We start from the raw sequence: 16,390 nt of genomic DNA on the forward strand, positions 1-16,390 counted from the left end.
CGGGCCACCCCGGACGGTCAGGCTGGGGCGCCCTGCGCGGGCGCCCCCGCGCGCGCTCCACCGGTGAGCAGCGCCGCCAGCTCGCCGACGCCGGGGTCGCCCACCGCACGGTCCAGGGCCTGGCGCAGGGCCTCGTCATAGGTCGGAGCGGCCTCCGCGTGGCGGGCACGCCCCTCGTCGGTGATGACGGAGTAGACGCCCCTGCGGTCCCCGTCGCACATGTCCCGGCGGGTCAGCCCGGCGGACTCCATGCGCCCGACGAGACGGCTGATCGAGCTCTGGTTCAGGCCGATGCGTTCGGCGAGCTCCTGCATGCGCAGCTCCCCGTCGTCGGCCGAGGCGAGTTTGCAGAGCGCACGGAACTCCGACAGCCCGATCCCGTGCCTGCGCTGCAGCGCGCGCGCCAGCTCGTGCTCGACCCTTCCGCTGAGTGCGACGACCTGGTCCCACATCAGTACGGCGTCCATCGGCCCCTCCTTGCTTGACACCAGAGTACATGCAGTGCCAACTTATGCATGTACAAGCAATTCATGTACATGCATATTCACCAGGAGGCCCCGATGCCCGCCGACACGACCACCGGCGCACCCGCCGGCACCGCCGTCCACGGGATCCGCAAAGTGAGCACCGACCCCGACTGGTACGCCCCCTACCGCATCTCCCAGGCGGTGCGCGCCGGAGGGTTCGTCCACGTCTCCGGCCAGGCCGGGATCGACGAACAGGGCCGCACCGTGCCCGGCGGCTTCCTGGAACAGGGCCGCCAGGCCTTCGCCAACCTCCGCCGCGTCCTGGCCGCCGCAGGCGCCGACCCGGGCGACCTGGTCAAGGTCGGCATCTTCGTCCGCGACATGCGGGCGCACCTGGACGACGTGATCCGCCTCCGCGGGGAGTTCCTGTCCGAGCCCTACCCCGCCGACACCCTGCTGGAGGTCTCCTCGCTCGCTCAGCCCGACTGGCTGATCGAGGTCGAGGCCACCGCGCTCGACCGCTGACCCGGCCCCGCCCACCGGAAAGGAACCCCGCCGATGTCCGCCCTCACCACCACGAGCCCGCTGCTCCGCCCCTATGAGAAGGGGGCGCTCCGCCTGCCCAACAGAATCGCCATGGCACCGATGACCCGTGGGCGGACCGACGACCGCACCGGCACGCCCGACGCGCTCACCGCCGCCTACTACGCCCAGCGGGCGGACGCGGGCCTCATCGTCAGCGAAGGCCTCTGGGTGGACGCGGCCGCCAAGGGCGGCCCGGGCGTCCCCGGCATCGCGACCGAGGAGCAGACCGCCGCCTGGCGCGGCGTCACCTCCGCCGTCCATGCCGCCGGGGGCCGCATCTTCGCCCAGCTCTGGCATGTGGGCCGGATGACGCACCCGGTCACCCTCGGAGGCTCCCGGACGCCGCTCGCCCCCTCCGCCGTGCGGATCACGGGCGGGGACATCTTCACGTCCCAAGGGCACCTGACCCACGTGACGCCCAGGGCGATGACGACCGGCGAGGCCGAGGAGGCGGTCGCGCGCTTCGCGGCCGCCGCGCGCAACGCCGTCGACGCCGGATTCGACGGCGTCGAGGTCCACGGCGCCAACGGCTACCTGATCCAGCAGTTCCTGGCCGAGAACACCAACCGGCGCGACGACCGCTACGGGGGCTCGGTCGCGGGCCGGACGCGCTTCGCCCGCGAGGTCGTCGGGGCGGTCGCCCGGGAGGTCGGGGCCGAGCGGGTCGGGCTGCGCATCTCCCCCGGCAACCCGGAGAACGAGATCACGGAGGAGGACCCCGCGGCCACCTACCGTTCGCTCCTCGAAGCGCTGGACCCGATGGGCCTCGCCTACCTCCACGTGATCGAGCGCGGCTCCTACCCCGCCCTGGCCGACCTGCGCCCCCGGTGGTCGGGCACGCTGGTCGCCAACTACAACGGGAGCGCCCCCACCCGGCGCGACCAGGCGGAACCGCTACTGGAGTCGGGGACGGCGGACCTGTTCTCCTTCGGGCGGCTGTTCATCGCCAACCCCGACCTCCCTGAGCGGTTCGCCTCCGGAGCACCCCTGGCCGAGCCGAAGTGGGACCTGGTCTACGGCGGCGGGGCCGAGGGGTACATCGACTACCCACGGGCGTAGGACGCCGGTTCACCGCGCGTCCACCCGATCGGCGGCGGACGTTCGGACGCGCGGTGCAGGATCGCCCCGGAGAGGCCACCGGGGAGGGAACATGCGGGTGTCGGCCGCGGTCTTGGACCGCGGGGCCGTGCGGGTCGAGGAACTGCTCCTTCCGGAGCGCGCGCCCGGCGAGATCGACGTGCACATCGACGCCGCCGCGGTGTGCGGCTCGGACCTGCACACCGTGCTCGGGAGGCGCCCGGCGCCCGAGCGCACGGTGCTCGGGCACGAGGGCGCGGGCACCGTCGCCGCCGCCGACCCGGGGACCCGCGACCTGCGGGGCACCCCGCTGCGCCCCGGCGACCGGGTGGTGTTCGCGCGGTTCGGCGCCTGCGGCACGTGCGACCGGTGCACGCGCGGGCTGGAGGCGGCGTGCCGCTCGGTGCTCACCTACGGGCACGAGGGCGCCGACCGGGCCCCGCACGCCACCGGGACGCTCGCCGACGGGGTGCGGCTGCTGCCGGGCGTGCCGGTGCTGCGGGTGCCGGGCTGGGCGGGCGATGCGCACGTGGTCTCGGCGGGGTGCGCGGCGGCCACCGCTGCCGCCGTGCTCTCCGCCGGCGGCGCCGCCGAGCCCGGCGACCCCGCGCTGGTGCTGGGCGCCGGGGCGGTCGGCGCCTACTGCGCGGCGATGCTGCGCTCGGAAGGGCGCACGGTCTACGTGCACGACCCGGCGCCGCGGCGGAGCGCCGCGGTGCGGCGGCTGGGGGCGCGGACCGACGTCCCGGACGGGCTGGCCTTCCCCCTGGTGGTGGAGGCGTCGGGGAGCCCCGAGGCCTTCGCGGCCGCGCTCGGCGCGGCGGAGGCCGGGGGCCGCGTGGTGGCGGCGAGCGCGGTCGGCCCGGGCACGGCCGAGGTGCGCCTCGACCCGGCGGACCTGGCGGCCCGGCACCTGACGGTGGCCGGGGTGCACGGCTACGCGGCCGCGGACTTCCTGCGGGGCGTGGACTGGCTGCTGGGCCCCGGCCAGTTCCTCGACCTGGAGGCGCTGGTGTCCCCTCCGGTCCCGCTGCCGCCGCCGGGCAAGGACCTGGACGAGGCCTTCGGGCTCATGCACGCCGGGGAGCACCTACGGGTCCTGGTGGCGCCTCCGGCCGCCTGAACCGGCGCACTCGATGACCGAACCGTCCCGGGGCCGCGTGGGAATGCGCCCCACGGGGATGGTCCGGTCCTGTTCCGGCCCTGTGCAGTCCAGTGCCGCCAACCGTGTGGAGAGCTCGGTCAGGATTGAGAGGACCACGTCCTCCCCCGGGCACCGGTGGTCCAGGGCGACATCGCCGCCTCCCTGGGGGATGAACACGTCGTCGCCCACCGGCGGACCGGTCGCCCTCCGGCGCAGGTCCGGAAGCCGGGCGCACCCCTTGGCGAAGAGGAGCGGGGGCTGGTCGATGATGGGCGCGCGCTGAGCGGACATGGACCCCGCCACCCCGGCGGTTCTACGGGAAACCCCTCCCCGCCCCGGGTTCCGGGCCGCCTCGCGGCGAAATACCGGACCGAAGGTAGACCCTTTCACCGCGACGGCACCGCCGTTCTCCAGGGCGCCCCCTGCACACCGGCGAATGCCTCAGAGCGCCACGCCGCGACACTCCGCACCCCCGGCGCCGCTTATCGGTCCAATCACCTTTCGCGCGCACATCGCGAACGTTTCCAGGACACCCGAGCGACCTCAGCCCGTTTCGGCTCCCTATACACCGACATTCCCCTCGGATTCGGCTGGAACGAATCCACGAAAGGGTGGCTGAATCGCTTGCGCCGCCCACGGCCTCCACCACGGATCCGTTCTGGAAATCGGGGCTGATCATGCGTTTCGTCGCCATCGGCGCGCGGGGATGAGTGCAGCCGCGGACCCCCTCCAAGCCCTCAGGGGGCGGTCCGCCCCCGATGACAGGAAAGGGCCGACAGGAAAGGACGGACGAAGGACCACGCCGTCCCGGTCACCACCGAACCCGGCACCTCCAGGTATCCGGCGCTCGGCGACGGCTTGCACGACGCCATGGGCTCTCGCCTCAGGCGATTCTCTTGACACCCCCTTGCGATTCGAAGGAGATCCCGATGCAGGACACCCGCCCGCGCTACATCCGCCCTGTTCTCACCCACCTCGGCGAATTCAAGGACGTGACGCTCGGCGGCGGCTCCCTCCCCATCTACGACGGATTCGTCCTCGGCATCTTCTACTGACCCCCTGCCCGACCGGCGGCGGCCCGGATCCGGTCCGGGCCGCCGCCCCTACCGCCACTGACGAGGAGACGCGTGCACGCACCGCCGACCTGGTTCGCCGTCCTCCCCGACACCGACGACGCCGCACCGGCGGCCCGGCTGCTGGCGACCGCCGCCGACCGCGTGGTCCCGCACGCCTCCGGCCGCCCGTGGATCGTCGGCACCTGGGGGCCCGGCGAGGCCGCGCTCGTCCTGGCCGGCCCGTCCCGCATCGCCCTGATCGGCCGCTCCACCGCGACGTCGGCCGTCCTCGAGACCGCCCTGGCCGGCGGGCTCGACCGGATCGGCGAGCGCACCCGCGCGCTCACCGGCTGCTTCCACCTGGTCGCCGCCGTCGGCGGCCGGGTGTGGGCGCGCGGGGCGGCCTCCGGGGTGCGCCGCCTGTTCCACGCCGACGTGCGCGGCGTGCGCGTGCTGGCCGACCGGATCGACGCCCTGGCCGCCCCCGGCGCGCCGGTCGACCCCGGCGTCCTCGCGCTCCGCCTGGCCGTCCCCCCGGCGGCCGAGGGCCTGGAGCAGGCGGCGCCGCTGAAAGGCGTGGACCCGGTGCCCACCGACCACGCGGCCGTGCTCGAACCCGACGGCGCGCTGCGCCTGTCCCGCTGGTGGCGGGCGCCCCGCCCCGTCCTCACGCCCGAGGAGGGGGTGCCCGCGGTGGCCGAGGCCCTGGAGGAGGCCGTGCGCGCCCGCACGCGCGCTGCGGGCACCGTCGGATGCGACCTCTCCGGCGGCTGGGACTCCTCCACCCTGTCCCTGCTCTCCGCCCGGCACGCCGAGCGCCTGGTCACCTACCGGTGGGACACCTCCGATCCCGGAAACGACGACCCGGTGTGGGCCGCCAAGGCGCGCGCGTTCCTCCCCGACGCCGTGCACCGCGTGGCCCCCGCCGACGGGCTGCCCCTGTGGTTCGCGCGCGTCGACGCCCCTTCACCGTCCCTGGACGAGCCCCTCCCCTGCATCAGGATCCGGGAACGGACCCTGCACGCCGCACGCGACCTGGCCTCGCTCGGGGCCCGCCTGCACATGAACGGGCAGGGCGGCGACGAACTCTTCGCCGGGAACGCCCTGTTCCTGCACGCGCTCGCCGCCCGGGCCCCGCTCACCGCGCTGAAGAGGGCGTGGGGCTACAAGGCCCTGGCGCGCTGGCCGATGGCCGCCACCGCGCGCGCTCTGGCGGATCGCCGCGGGTACGGGCGTTCGCTGCGCCGTGCCGCCAATGCCCTGGGCGCTCCCCCGGTGACGCAGAGGACCCCCCACTTCGACTGGGTCTCCCCGACCAGGCTCCCGCCCTGGGCCACCCCGGACGCCCGCGGCGCCGTCGCCGAGCTCCTGCGCGCCGCCGCGGACGCCGCCCCTTCGGCCCGCCCGCGCGCGCAGCACGCGAAACTGCAGGCGGTCCGGACCTCCGGTTGCGCGATGCGCGTGGTCGACCAGCTCTACCGGCACGCGGGCGTCGAACTGGCCACGCCTTACCTGGACGACGCCGTGGTGAACGCGGTGCTGAGCGTCGACGGCAGGCGCCTGTGCGACCCCTACCGCTACAAACCGCTGCTCGCCGAGGCGATGCGGGGCGTGCTCCCCGACGAACTCCTGACGCGGCGCACCAAGGGCGAGTTCAGCGGCGAGGCGTTCACCGGCCTGAAGCACCACCGCTCCGCGCTCCTGGCGCTGACCGAGGGCATGCACCTCGAGCGGCTCGGCCTGGTGGACGCGGACTCCCTGCGCGCCGCCGTGACCGGCCCGCACACCGGCGCCGGCGGCCTCGCCGCCATCGAGGCCACGCTCGGCGTGGAGAACTGGCTGCGCCAGAGCGGGCGGCCGCGGGCCGGCGCCCGGCGGCCCGAGACGAGGATCGGAGAGGCCACATGAGTGCACTGGAACTGCGGCCCGAGGTGGCGACCGCGCCCGCGGACGGCGGCATGGTGCTGCTCGACGAGCGCAGCGGCCGCTACTACCACCTCAACGGCAGCGGCGCCGAGATCACCCGGATGCTCCTCGACGGCGCCGCCCCCGGGGAGGCGGCCCGGCGCCTGGCCGAACGGTACGCGCTCGCCCCCGAGCGCGCGGCCGCGGACGTGGACGCGCTCATCGCCTCCCTCGAGGGCGCGGGGCTGGTGGCGCCATGAGCCTCCCCCTGGCCATGCCCGAACGGGGGCGGCCGCCGCTCGCCCGGCGGTGGGCCGGGCGGGCGGCGGTCCTGGCGGCGCTGCTGCTGGCGCGCAGGCCGCCCCGGCGCATCCGCCGCCTGCTGACCCTGCTGCGGCGGCACGCCCGTCCCGCGACCGTCGCCGAGGTCCGGCGGGCCCAGGAGACGGTGGTGGCGGTCAGCGCAGTGTGCGCCGGGGAGGGGTGCCTTCCGCGGTCGCTCGCCACGGTGCTGCTGTGCCGGCTGCACGGTGCCCAGCCGACGTGGTGCACCGGGGTGCGCACCGATCCGTTCGGCGCGCACGCCTGGGTCGAGGCCGAGGGGGTCCCCGTCGGCGAGCCCGCCCCGCCCGACCACTACATGCCGCTGATGCGCGTCTGAGGCGGGATCGGGGCGCGCGCCCCTCCGGCGCGGGGCCGGACACGGCCCGCGTAGGGTGCGCACGATGCCCCGCCGCAGCCGCCTCCGTACCGCCGCAGCGGCGCTGGCCGTGTTCGCGCTCCTCCTCCCGCCGGCCGCGGAGGGGACGGCTGTGCTGCGGCCGGCCCCGGAGTCCTACACCGTCCCCGGGCTGGACGCGCCGGTGGAGATCCGCGTCGACCACTGGGGCGTGCCGCACATCTACGCCCGCGACGACGGCGACCTGTACTTCGCCCAGGGCCTCAACGCCGCACGGGACCGGCTGTTCCAGATCGACCTGTTCCGACGCAGGGGCCTGGGCCTGATGGCCGAGGCCTTCGGCCCCGCCTACACCGAGCGCGACCGCGCCGCCCGGCTCTTCCTCTACCGGGGCCCGATGCACCGGGAGTGGGCCGCCTACGGGCCGGGCACGAGGCGCGCGGCCGAGCGGTTCACGGCCGGCATCAACGCCTACATCGACTGGCTGGAGGAGAACCCGGCGTACCTGCCTCCGGAGTTCCAGGAGCTGGGGCACCGCCCCGCGCGCTGGAGCCCGGAGGACGTGGTGCGGATCAGGACCCACGCGCTCTCGGGGAACCTGGTCAGCGAGGTACAGCGCGCGCGGGTCGCCTGTGCGTCGGACACCGCGACGGACCGCCTGAGGATCCGCCTCCGGCCCGAGCACACGCCCCGGGTGCCCGAAGGCCTCGACCCCTGCGCGATTCCCCCCGGCGTCCTGGACACCTATCTGGCGGCCGTTCGGGCACCGGCCCTCGCGCCGGACCCGGAGCCGACCCCGTCGAGGAGTGCGCCGTGGGCGTCGGAGGGCAGCAACGCCTGGGCGGTCGCCCCCGAGCGGACCGCGACCGGCCGCCCACTCCTGGCCGCCGACCCGCACCGGTCCCTGACCGCCCCGTCGCTGCGGTACATCGCGCACCTTTCGGCACCGGGGACCGACATCGTGGGGGCGGGCGAGCCGTCGATGCCGGGACTGGCGCTCGGGCACAACGGGACGGCGGCGTTCGGCCCGACCTACCTGTCGGCCGATCAGGAGGACCTCTACGCCTACCGGCTCCACCCCGACGACCCGCACCTCTACCGGTACGGCGGCGGCTGGGAGCGCATGGCCTCCGTGCACGAGCGCATCCCCGTCCAGGGGGCCGCCCCCGCCGCCGCCGAGCTGCTGTTCACCCGGCACGGCCCGGTCGTGCGGCTGGACGAGGAGGCGGGCACCGCCTACGCGGTCCGCACCACCTGGAGCATGCCCGGCACCGCGCCCTACCTGGGCGCCCTGGAGCTGATGCGCGCCCGGGACCTGGACGGCTTCCGCGCGGCCGCCGAAGGCTGGGGCGGGCCGCCGCTGACCTTCGTCTACGCCGACACCGGCGGCACCGTCGCCCGGGTCTCCGCGGGCGCCGTGCCGGTCCGCCCCGGGCACGACGGCCTGCTCCCCGTGCCCGGCGACGGGCGCTACCCGTGGGCGGGGACGGCGGCCGGCTCCCTGCTGCCCTGGCGGGCCGACCCGCCGGAGGGGTTCACCGCCGCCGCGAACGAGTACACGCCCGCGCCGCGCCTGCCCGGCCCTGTCGGATACGAGTGGCCCTCGCCCTACCGGCACCGGCGCATCACCGACGTGCTCGCCCGCGACCGCCCCTTCGGCGCCGGGGACGCGATGGCCCTGCAGAACGACCGGCGCAGCCTGCCCGCCGACGCCCTGGTCCCGATGCTCCCGCCCCCGGAGGCCGCAGGCGGTACGGAGAGGGAGGACACGGGGGACAGGGAGGACACAGGGGACACCGCGGCCGCGCTCCGGCTCCTGCACCGCTGGGACCGGGTGGCCGCCGAGGACTCCGCCGGCGCCGCGCTCTTCGAGACGTGGACGTCCCGGCACCTGGCCCCGGCCCTGTACGACGCCCGCGTCCCCTCCGAGGCCCGGCACCTGGTCACGCTCACCGAGACCGAGACGCTGGTCCGCGCCCTGGAGGGCCTCGACCCCGCGGAGCGCGAGGCGCTGCTCCTCTCCTCCCTCTCCGACGCCTACGGGGAGGTCTCCTCCCTGCTCGGCGGCGATCCGTCGTTCTGGCGCTGGGGCGACCTGCAGTGGACGCTGTTCGAGCATCCCGCCGGGGACCACGTCGGACCGCTCCCCCGGGGCGGCGCGTGGGACACGGTCGACGCCTCGTTCTACCGGCCGCACGACTTCGGCCAGGCGGCCGGAGCCTCGTTCCGGGCAGTGATCGACGTGGGCGCATGGGACCGGTCCTTCGCCGCGAGCGCCCCGGGGCAGTCGGGCGATCCGCGCTCAGAGCACTACGACGACCTCCTGCCGGCGTGGAGGAGGGGCGACTACTTTCCCCTCCTCTACACACGGGAGGCCGTCGAGGCGAACACGGCCCTGACCGTCCGACTGCTGCCGACCCCGGAGCACGGCACGGGCCGGTCGGAGACGGTTCAGTCGGAGGGCGCCGCCCCGATCTCAGGCTCCAGATAGGAGGTGAGGAGGCGGGTGAGCTCGGCGACGATCTCCGCCCGCCGCTCCTCGTCGGCCCCCATGACCATCGGGAAGACCCCCTGCACGGTGGCGATGCACATGGAGGCGAGCAGCTCCATCCGCGCGGGGTCGGCGCCGGGGGCGCGCAGCAGGAAGACCTCCTTGAGCCGCCGTCCGATGTCGGCCCGGATCGCGGACGCCACCCGTTCCAGGCGCGGGGACGCGGCCGATCCGTGGAAGAGGACCCAGAAGGCGGGGCGCCGCGTCTTGAACTCGGAGAGCCCCCTCAGCACGCTGCCGACGAGCTCGTCGGCCCCGAGCCGGGCCGTCTCGTCGGACAGGCGGGCGCCCCAGAACTCCCGCGAGGTCGCGGTGTAGCGCTCGACGAGTCCGTCGAGGACCTCCTCCTTGTTGCGGAAGAACTGGTAGAGCGAGCCCGGCGACACGCCTGCCTGCGCGGCGATCGCGTTGGTGGTGGCGTCCTCGAACCCCTGCTCGGCGATCACCTCCTCCGCGGCGTCCAGGATCTGCTCCATCCGCCGTCGCCCGCGCTCCTGGCGCCGCCCGCCGCGCCGGTCCTCCGCCCCGTCCTGGGACACACGTCCTCCTCGCATCCGCCGCCACCGATTGCTTTTACGAGTAATCGCTCGTATTTTGTGTTCGGCCACTGAAACACGAGCAATCTATCGCCTTCACCCTCCGAGGACGGCTCCCGTGTCCCTCTCCCAGCGCCTCCGTCCCTCCCCCGCACCGCCGCCCGCGCCGGCCGCGGGCCCACTCGCCCGGCTCGGCCGCCTGTGCGCCCGACGCCCCCGGACGGTCCTGCTGTGCGGCCTGCTGCTGTTCGCCGCCCTCGCCGCCGCGGCCGCGCCCACCGCCTCAATGCTGGTGCTCTCCCGGTTCGAGGCCCCCGGCTCGGAGTCCGACCGGGTCGCCGCCGCCCTGACCGAGGACTTCGGCACCGGCCGCACCAACATCGCCGTGGTCGTCACCGCCTCCGGCGGGGACGTCGACGCACCGGAGGCGGCCGCGGCCGGGGAGCGGCTGACCGCGCAGGCCGCCGCCCACGACGGCATCCTGGACGCCTCCTCGTACTGGACTCGGGACCGCGCGCCGACCCTGCGCAGCCAGGACGGGGCGCAGGCGCTCATCCTGGCGAGCGCACCGGGCGACGCCGACCGGGTGCGGCGCGAGGTGCTCCCCGGCTTCCTGGAGGAGTTCACCCGCGACACCGGCGTCGTCACCTCGCAGGTCGGGGGCGGCGAAGCGGTCTTCCTGGACGCGAGCACCCAGGCCGCCTCCGACTTCGTCCGCGCCGAGGCCGTGATCTTCCCGGCCGTCTTCCTCCTGCTCCTGCCGGTCCTGCGGAACGCGGCGCTGGCCGCCGCACCACTGGCGGCGGGGGTGTTCACCATGGCGGGCACGCTCGCCCTGCTGCTGCCGGTCGCCCTGGCCACCGAACTGTCGACCTTCGCCCTCAACATCACCCTGGTCATGGGCCTCGCGCTGGGCGTCGACTACTGCCTGTTCCTCATCTACCGGTTCCGGGAGGAGCTCGCGGCCGGGCGGACGGTGCCCGAGGCGGTGGAGACCACGACGGCCACCGCCGGGCGCACCGTCGTCTTCAGCGGCGTGACCGTCGCCGCATCCATGGCCGTCCTGCTGGCCCTGCCCTTCGACTTCCTCCGGTCGTTCGCCTATGCCGGCATCGCCGTCGTCGCCGCCGGCATCACCGCGTCGGTCGTCTTCCTGCCCGCCTTCCTGGCACTGATGGGCACCCGCGCCTCCCACCGCTACTGGAGCCGCGGCGGCGCGGCCGCGGACGGCGGCGGCTTCTGGAGCCGTACGGCGGACAGGGCGATGCGCCGCCCACTCGCCACAGGCGGAGCCGTCCTGCTGCTGCTGGCGGTACTCGCCGCGCCCGCCCTGGGCCTTCGCCTGGGACTGCCCGATGAGCGCGCGCTGCCCGAGGACGCCCCGTCCCGGCAGGCCCAGGAACAGATCTCCCAAGGGTTCACGGCAGAGGCCGCCGACACGCTGCACATCCTTCCCCAGGGCGGCCGCCCTGGGGAGGACGAACTCGACGCCCATGCCGACGCCCTCTCGGCCATCGACGGGATCGCCCGGGTAGAGACGCCGACGGGCGTGTTCTCAGGCGGCGAGCGCGTGGACGGCGCCGCCGACCACCACTCCCGGTACGACACCGGCGAGGACGTGCGGATCGAGGCCGTCCCCACCGCCGAACGGCTCGACGAGGACCCGTTCGGACTGGTGCAGGAGGTCCGGTCGTCCCCCGCCGACTACGCCTTCGAGGTGGGCGGCTACCCCGCCGACCTCGTCGACTACCGCGACTCCCTGGCCGACCGGCTGCCCCTGCTCCTCGGGCTCGTGCTGGCCACCGGGTTCGCCGTCCTGTACCTGCTCACCGGAAGCCTGCTCCTCCCCGCCAAGGCGACGCTGCTCAACCTCCTGACGCTCGGTGTCATGTTCGGCATCCTCGTCTGGGGCTTCCAGGACGGCGGCCTCGCGGACGCGCTGGGCTTCACCCCGCCCGGCGCCCTGGAGCCGAGCTTCCCGATCCTGATGTTCTGCATCGCCTACGGGCTGTCGATGGACTACGAGGTGTTCATGCTGGCCCGGATCAAGGAGGAGTACGACCGCACCGGTGACACCGCCGCCGCCACCTCCGTCGGCCTCCAGCGCAGCGGCCCCCTCATCTCTGCGGCCGGCGCCATCCTCGCCCTCTCCTTCGCGGCCTACACCACGTCCGAGGTCATGTGGCTCCAGATGCTCGGCGCCGGCCTCGCCCTGGCCGTCCTGGTCGACGCCACCCTGGTGCGCGCCCTGCTGCTGCCCGCGTCCATGCGCCTGCTGGGGCGCGCCAACTGGTGGGCGCCGCCCCTGCTGAAGCGCCTGCACCGGCGGATCGGGGTCTCCCACTGACCCCTGGGGGCCCAGAACGCGCACGGACCTCTTCGGCCAAGCCTGGTGATTCAACGGATGTGCCGCGCCTGTGGTTCACCGCACACTCGTGTTCCCCCGGTCACTCACGGGCAGCACCTCCCCCACGGCTCCCGTGGGAGGCCGGGATCGTCAACCCGCACCCCCACGATTGGGAGACGATCCGTGCGTATCGACACCACCCCGCGTCCCGGAGGCGCGCGCTGGGCGCGCGTCGCCGGGACCCTGCTGGCGGCCACCGCCCTCGCCTTCGGCGGCGGCACCGTCGCCACCTCGGCGCACGCCGCCCCGCTGCCCGCGGAGCCCACCGCGCAGGACAACCCCTACGAGCGCGGCCCCGACCCGACGGAGGACTCGATCGAGGCCGTCCGGGGCCACTTCGACGTGGACGAGGACAACGTCTCCTCGCTCGTCAGCGGCTTCGGCGGCGGGACCATCTACTACCCGACCGACACCAGCGAGGGGACGTTCGGCGCCGTGGCCGTCTCGCCCGGCTACACGGCGAGCGAGTCCTCGATGTCCTGGCTCGGGCCGCGGCTGGCCTCCCAGGGCTTCGTGGTGTTCACCATCGACACCAACACCCGCTACGACCAGCCGAACAGCCGGGGGCGCCAGCTGGAGAACGCGCTGGAGTACCTGGTCGACGACAGCTCGGTCTCCGACCGGATCGACCCCGACCGCCTGGCGCTGATGGGGCACTCCATGGGCGGCGGGGGCACCCTGGCCGCGGCCGAGGACGACCCCTCGCTGCAGGCCGCCATCCCGCTGACCGGCTGGCACACCCAGAAGACGTTCGACCTGGAGGTGCCGACACTGGTCGTCGGCGCCGAGGACGACTCCGTGGCCCGCGTCGCCACGCACTCGATCCCGTTCTACGAGAACATGCCGGGCGGCCTGGACAAGGCCTACCTGGAGTTGGACGGGGCGAGCCACTTCGCGCCCAACTTCTCCAACACCACCATCGCCAAGTACAGCATCTCCTGGCTGAAGCGCTTCGTCGACGACGACCTGCGCTACGACCGGTTCCTGTGCCCCGGCCCCGGATTCGACCTGGACATCTCCGACTACCGCTCCACCTGCCCCTACAACTGAGACGGCCGTACCCGACACGGAACGTGATCGGGCATCGGTGAATCCACCGGTCCCGCGCCCCGACCTCTGGGCGCGGGGCCGTGTGCTCTGTACTGTGCAGACGTGCTCACCGCATCCCCCGGACACCCGCCCGTGCTCCGCGGACGGGTACAGGAGACCGGCGCCCTCGCCTCGGCGGTCGGCGCCGCGTGCGAGGGCCGCGGCGCCGCGGTGCTCGTCACCGGAGCGCCCGGCCTGGGCCGCACCGCGCTGCTCGACCGCGCCCGGCGGTCGGCGCCGACGCCGGCCGCGTGCGTGCGGGTCGACGGCGTGGAGGCCGAGGCCGACATCCCCGGCGCGGGCCTGCAGCGCCTGCTGCGCCCGCTGGCCGACCGCATCGACGGACTCCGGGAGCGCCACGCCGACGCCCTGCGGGACGCGCTCGACGGCGGCGACGGCCGCGACCCGGCGACGGCGGCCGCGGTGGCGCTGTTCGCCGCGGCCGCCGAGGAGCGCCCCGTGCTGTGCCTGGCCGACGACGCCCACCTGCTCGACCCGGTGTCCCGGCGGGTCCTGGCCGCCCTCGCCCGGCGGGCCGAGAGCGAGCGCCTCGCCGTCCTGCTGACCGCCCCGTCGGCGGCCGACCCGCTCCTGGCGGGCCTGCCCGAGGTCGGGCTGCGCCCCCTGGACACCCGGGAGGCCGAGGCCGCCGCCGCCGACGCCGCCCCGGGGGCCGCCTCCCATGTGCGCGCGGCCCTCGCCCGCGCCTGCCACGGCAACCCCCGCGCCCTGCACGGCTTCCTGCGCTCCCTGGAGCCGGCCCACCTGACCGGGGCGCGGCCGCTGCCGGACCCGCTGCCCCTCGACGAGCGGCTGCTCCGCGTGCACCGCGCCTTCCTGGAGGAGCTGCCCGCACGCACGCGCGACCTGCTGCTGCTCGCCGCCGCCGACCCCGAGGCCGGGATCGACGCCCTGGTCGCCGCCGCCGACGGGGAGGACACCACGGCCGCCGACCTGTCCCCGGCCGAGGAGCGGGGCGCCGTCCGCGCCGACGGCGAACGGGTGCGCTTCACCGACCCGGTCCTGGGGCAGGCCGCCTACCGGCTGGCCCCGATCGCCCGGCGGCGCCGCGCGCACGCGCGCCTGGAGGAGGTCTTCCCGCCGGAGCGCTCGCCGTCCCGCCACGCGCGCCACCGCCACCTGGCCGCGCCCGAGCCCGAGTCCTCCGGGGCCGACCGGCTGGCCGACCTCGCCGAACGCGCCCGCGCCCTGGAGGGGGACCGCGCCGCGGCCGACGTCATGGAGCGCGCCGCGCTGCTCACCCCCGACCCGCAGGAGCGGGCGTTCCGGTTCGCCGCGGCGGCGGACGCCGCCTGGACCTGTGGGCTGCCCGACCGGGCCGCCGCCCTGCTGGCGGCCGCCGGCCCCGCGGGCGCCGGCGGCGCCGCCGGGGCCCGGGTCGACCTGGTGCGCGGCCACCGCACCCTGCACGGCGGCGAGACCTTCGAGGCGGCCGACACCCTGGTCTCGGCGGCCGAGCGTCTGGCCCCGCACGACCGCGCGCTGGCCAACGACGCCCTCATGCTCGCCGCCGACGCGGCCTCCTTCGCCGGGGACCCCTTCCGCCACCACGACGTGGCGCTGCGCTGCCAGGACCTGGTGCGCGCGGAGGACTCCGACGAGGCGGCCTTCGGCAGGGCCTTCCTGGAGGGCTCCACCCTCTCCTTCCAGGGCCGCTACCCCGAGGCCGCCGAGCGGTTGCGCACGGCCGTGGTGCTGGCGCGCAGGACCGACCGGCCGCAGCTGCTCAAACGGGCGGCCGTGGCGGCGCTGCGGCTGGGCGACGCACGCCTGGTGCGGGACCTGGCATCGCGCTCGGCCGAGACGGCGCGGCGCAGCGGCGCCCTGGCCCTGGTCCCCCAGGCGCTGCAGTTCCTCGTCTACGCCGAGTTCTGGACCGCGCGGCTGCCCTCGGCCGTCGGCAGCGGCATGGAGGGGCTGCGGCTGTCCCGGGAGACGGGCCAGCCCAACTGCGCCTCGCACCTGTTGGCCGGGCTCAGCCTGCTCGCCGCCATCCAGGGGGACGAGGCCGCCTGCCGCTCCCGCGCCGAGGCCGTGCAGGAGGGCGGTCGCCGGAACGGCCTGGGCCTGCCCGTCGCCCTGGCCGAATGGGCGCTGGCGCTGCTGGAGATGTCCCAGGGCGACGCCGTCGCGGCCTTCACCCGGCTCAAGGCGCTCGCGCACGCCGAACCCGGGCGCGGGCACCCGACCATGAGGGTGCTGACCGCGCCGCTGTTCGTCGAGGCGGCGATCCGCAACGGCGCCGAGGACCAGGCCGAGGCCGCGTTGAACGGGTACGAGCGCTGGGCGGAGGGATCCGACAGCACCAGCGGGCGGGCGCTGACCGCCCGGTGCCGGGCGCTGCTCGCGCGCGCGGGCGACTCCCGGGACTACGCCACCCATTTCGAGGAGGCGCTGAAGTTCCACCGCTCGTGCCCCGACGACGAGGTGGAGCGGGCCAGGACGGCCTTCCTGTTCGGCACCGCGCTGCGCAGGGAGCGGGATCCGGGCAGGGCGTACGTGCACCTGCGGGACGCGCTGGAGTCGTTCGAGCGCATGGGGGCGCGGGTGTGGGCCGAACGGGCGCGCGCGGAGCTGCGCGCCAACGGCGCCCCCGGCGCCCGCGCCGAGGAGGCCGGCCCCTCGGCGCTCACCGCGCTCACCGAACAGCAGCGCAGCATCGCGATGCTCGTCGCCGAGGGGGCCACCAACCGGGAGATCGCCGCGCACCTGTTCCTGAGCCCGCGGACCGTCGAGTACCACCTGCGGGCCATATTCCGCCGCCTGAACATCCGCTCCCGCGTCGATCTGGCGCGGATGATGCGCTGACCTGCCGACCGCCCCGCGCGCCGCCCCCGCGGGCGCGCGGGAGGGGGCTAGCGTGGGCGCAAAGGC

The 16,390-nt window shown here is 75.4% G+C and carries 14 protein-coding genes; 11 read left to right on the forward strand and 3 right to left on the reverse strand.

Translation table 11 applies throughout. The annotated features are described in order from the left end of the window. Window positions 1–17 precede the first annotated feature (17 nt). Window positions 18–467: a MarR family winged helix-turn-helix transcriptional regulator gene (locus C892_RS0123195; RefSeq protein WP_017559144.1), complete on the reverse strand. Its 450-nt coding sequence runs from the start codon at window positions 465–467 to the stop codon at window positions 18–20. Window positions 468–515: 48 nt separating this feature from the next. Between C892_RS0123195 and C892_RS0123200 the strand changes: the two genes are divergently transcribed. From C892_RS0123200 to C892_RS0123210, 3 genes are all read left to right on the forward strand, one after another. Next, window positions 516–992: a RidA family protein gene (locus tag C892_RS0123200; RefSeq protein WP_239647498.1), complete on the forward strand. Its 477-nt coding sequence runs from the start codon at window positions 516–518 to the stop codon at window positions 990–992. 33 nt (window positions 993–1,025) lie between these two features. Continuing rightward, on the forward strand, window positions 1,026–2,111 hold the full coding sequence (locus C892_RS0123205; RefSeq protein ID WP_017559146.1) for an alkene reductase: 1,086 nt from the start codon (window positions 1,026–1,028) through the stop codon (window positions 2,109–2,111). 91 nt (window positions 2,112–2,202) lie between these two features. Beyond that, window positions 2,203–3,252 (forward strand): alcohol dehydrogenase catalytic domain-containing protein, encoded by a 1,050-nt coding sequence (locus C892_RS0123210; RefSeq protein WP_017559147.1) that lies wholly within the window; start codon window positions 2,203–2,205, stop codon window positions 3,250–3,252. Here the strand turns inward: C892_RS0123210 and C892_RS0123215 are convergent. Next, window positions 3,220–3,564 carry a hypothetical protein gene (locus C892_RS0123215; RefSeq protein ID WP_239647499.1) on the reverse strand — a complete coding sequence of 115 codons (345 nt, stop codon included), beginning with the start codon at window positions 3,562–3,564 and terminating at the stop codon, window positions 3,220–3,222. The genes C892_RS0123210 and C892_RS0123215 overlap by 33 nt on opposite strands. A gap of 638 nt (window positions 3,565–4,202) precedes the next feature. Between C892_RS0123215 and C892_RS31465 the strand changes: the two genes are divergently transcribed. From C892_RS31465 to C892_RS29465, 5 genes are all read left to right on the forward strand, one after another. Further along, window positions 4,203–4,328 carry a lasso RiPP family leader peptide-containing protein gene (locus tag C892_RS31465; protein ID WP_017540907.1) on the forward strand — a complete coding sequence of 42 codons (126 nt, stop codon included), beginning with the start codon at window positions 4,203–4,205 and terminating at the stop codon, window positions 4,326–4,328. 72 nt (window positions 4,329–4,400) lie between these two features. Further along, window positions 4,401–6,236: an asparagine synthase-related protein gene (locus C892_RS0123225; protein ID WP_017559149.1), complete on the forward strand. Its 1,836-nt coding sequence runs from the start codon at window positions 4,401–4,403 to the stop codon at window positions 6,234–6,236. Continuing rightward, window positions 6,233–6,493 carry a lasso peptide biosynthesis PqqD family chaperone gene (locus C892_RS0123230; RefSeq protein ID WP_017559150.1) on the forward strand — a complete coding sequence of 87 codons (261 nt, stop codon included), beginning with the start codon at window positions 6,233–6,235 and terminating at the stop codon, window positions 6,491–6,493. Before C892_RS0123225 ends, C892_RS0123230 begins: the two co-directional genes overlap by 4 nt. Next, window positions 6,490–6,894, forward strand: coding sequence for a lasso peptide biosynthesis B2 protein (locus C892_RS0123235; protein ID WP_026124576.1), 405 nt, complete (start codon window positions 6,490–6,492; stop codon window positions 6,892–6,894). The genes C892_RS0123230 and C892_RS0123235 overlap by 4 nt, the downstream gene beginning before the upstream one ends. 64 nt (window positions 6,895–6,958) lie before the next feature. Beyond that, window positions 6,959–9,403 (forward strand): penicillin acylase family protein, encoded by a 2,445-nt coding sequence (locus tag C892_RS29465; RefSeq protein ID WP_239647500.1) that lies wholly within the window; start codon window positions 6,959–6,961, stop codon window positions 9,401–9,403. On the opposite strand, the gene C892_RS0123245 is transcribed toward C892_RS29465, so the two are convergent. Then, window positions 9,364–10,002 carry a TetR/AcrR family transcriptional regulator gene (locus tag C892_RS0123245; protein WP_017559153.1) on the reverse strand — a complete coding sequence of 213 codons (639 nt, stop codon included), beginning with the start codon at window positions 10,000–10,002 and terminating at the stop codon, window positions 9,364–9,366. The two genes, C892_RS29465 and C892_RS0123245, sit on opposite strands and share 40 nt — an antisense overlap. Window positions 10,003–10,117: 115 nt before the next feature. On the opposite strand from C892_RS0123245, the gene C892_RS0123250 reads away from it, so the two are divergent. The 3 genes from C892_RS0123250 (at window position 10,118) to C892_RS32660 (ending at window position 16,324) form a co-directional block, all read left to right on the forward strand. Beyond that, window positions 10,118–12,346, forward strand: a complete 2,229-nt coding sequence (locus C892_RS0123250) for an MMPL family transporter (RefSeq protein ID WP_017559154.1) — start codon at window positions 10,118–10,120, stop codon at window positions 12,344–12,346. 183 nt (window positions 12,347–12,529) lie between these two features. After that, window positions 12,530–13,456, forward strand: a complete 927-nt coding sequence (locus C892_RS0123255; protein WP_017559155.1) for an alpha/beta hydrolase family protein — start codon at window positions 12,530–12,532, stop codon at window positions 13,454–13,456. 102 nt (window positions 13,457–13,558) lie between these two features. Next, the gene (locus C892_RS32660) at window positions 13,559–16,324 is read left to right on the forward strand and encodes a helix-turn-helix transcriptional regulator (RefSeq protein WP_026124577.1); all 2,766 of its coding nucleotides are present in this window, start codon (window positions 13,559–13,561) and stop codon (window positions 16,322–16,324) included. Window positions 16,325–16,390 lie beyond the last annotated feature (66 nt).

Origin of the sequence: Nocardiopsis baichengensis YIM 90130 (genome assembly GCF_000341205.1) — a bacterium.
Lineage (GTDB): Bacteria > Actinomycetota > Actinomycetes > Streptosporangiales > Streptosporangiaceae > Nocardiopsis_A > Nocardiopsis_A halophila.

What these genes read in the sequence shown, in the direction of transcription:
- C892_RS0123195 (WP_017559144.1), bottom strand. Translation starts at nt 467, where the DNA reads ATGGACGCCGTACTGATGTGGGACCAGGTCGTCGCACTCAGCGGAAGG.
- C892_RS0123200 (WP_239647498.1), top strand. Translation starts at nt 516, where the DNA reads ATGTACAAGCAATTCATGTACATGCATATTCACCAGGAGGCCCCGATG.
- C892_RS0123205 (WP_017559146.1), top strand. Translation starts at nt 1,026, where the DNA reads ATGTCCGCCCTCACCACCACGAGCCCGCTGCTCCGCCCCTATGAGAAG.
- C892_RS0123210 (WP_017559147.1), top strand. Translation starts at nt 2,203, where the DNA reads ATGCGGGTGTCGGCCGCGGTCTTGGACCGCGGGGCCGTGCGGGTCGAG.
- C892_RS0123215 (WP_239647499.1), bottom strand. Translation starts at nt 3,564, where the DNA reads ATGTCCGCTCAGCGCGCGCCCATCATCGACCAGCCCCCGCTCCTCTTC.
- C892_RS31465 (WP_017540907.1), top strand. Translation starts at nt 4,203, where the DNA reads ATGCAGGACACCCGCCCGCGCTACATCCGCCCTGTTCTCACCCACCTC.
- C892_RS0123230 (WP_017559150.1), top strand. Translation starts at nt 6,233, where the DNA reads ATGAGTGCACTGGAACTGCGGCCCGAGGTGGCGACCGCGCCCGCGGAC.
- C892_RS0123235 (WP_026124576.1), top strand. Translation starts at nt 6,490, where the DNA reads ATGAGCCTCCCCCTGGCCATGCCCGAACGGGGGCGGCCGCCGCTCGCC.
- C892_RS29465 (WP_239647500.1), top strand. Translation starts at nt 6,959, where the DNA reads ATGCCCCGCCGCAGCCGCCTCCGTACCGCCGCAGCGGCGCTGGCCGTG.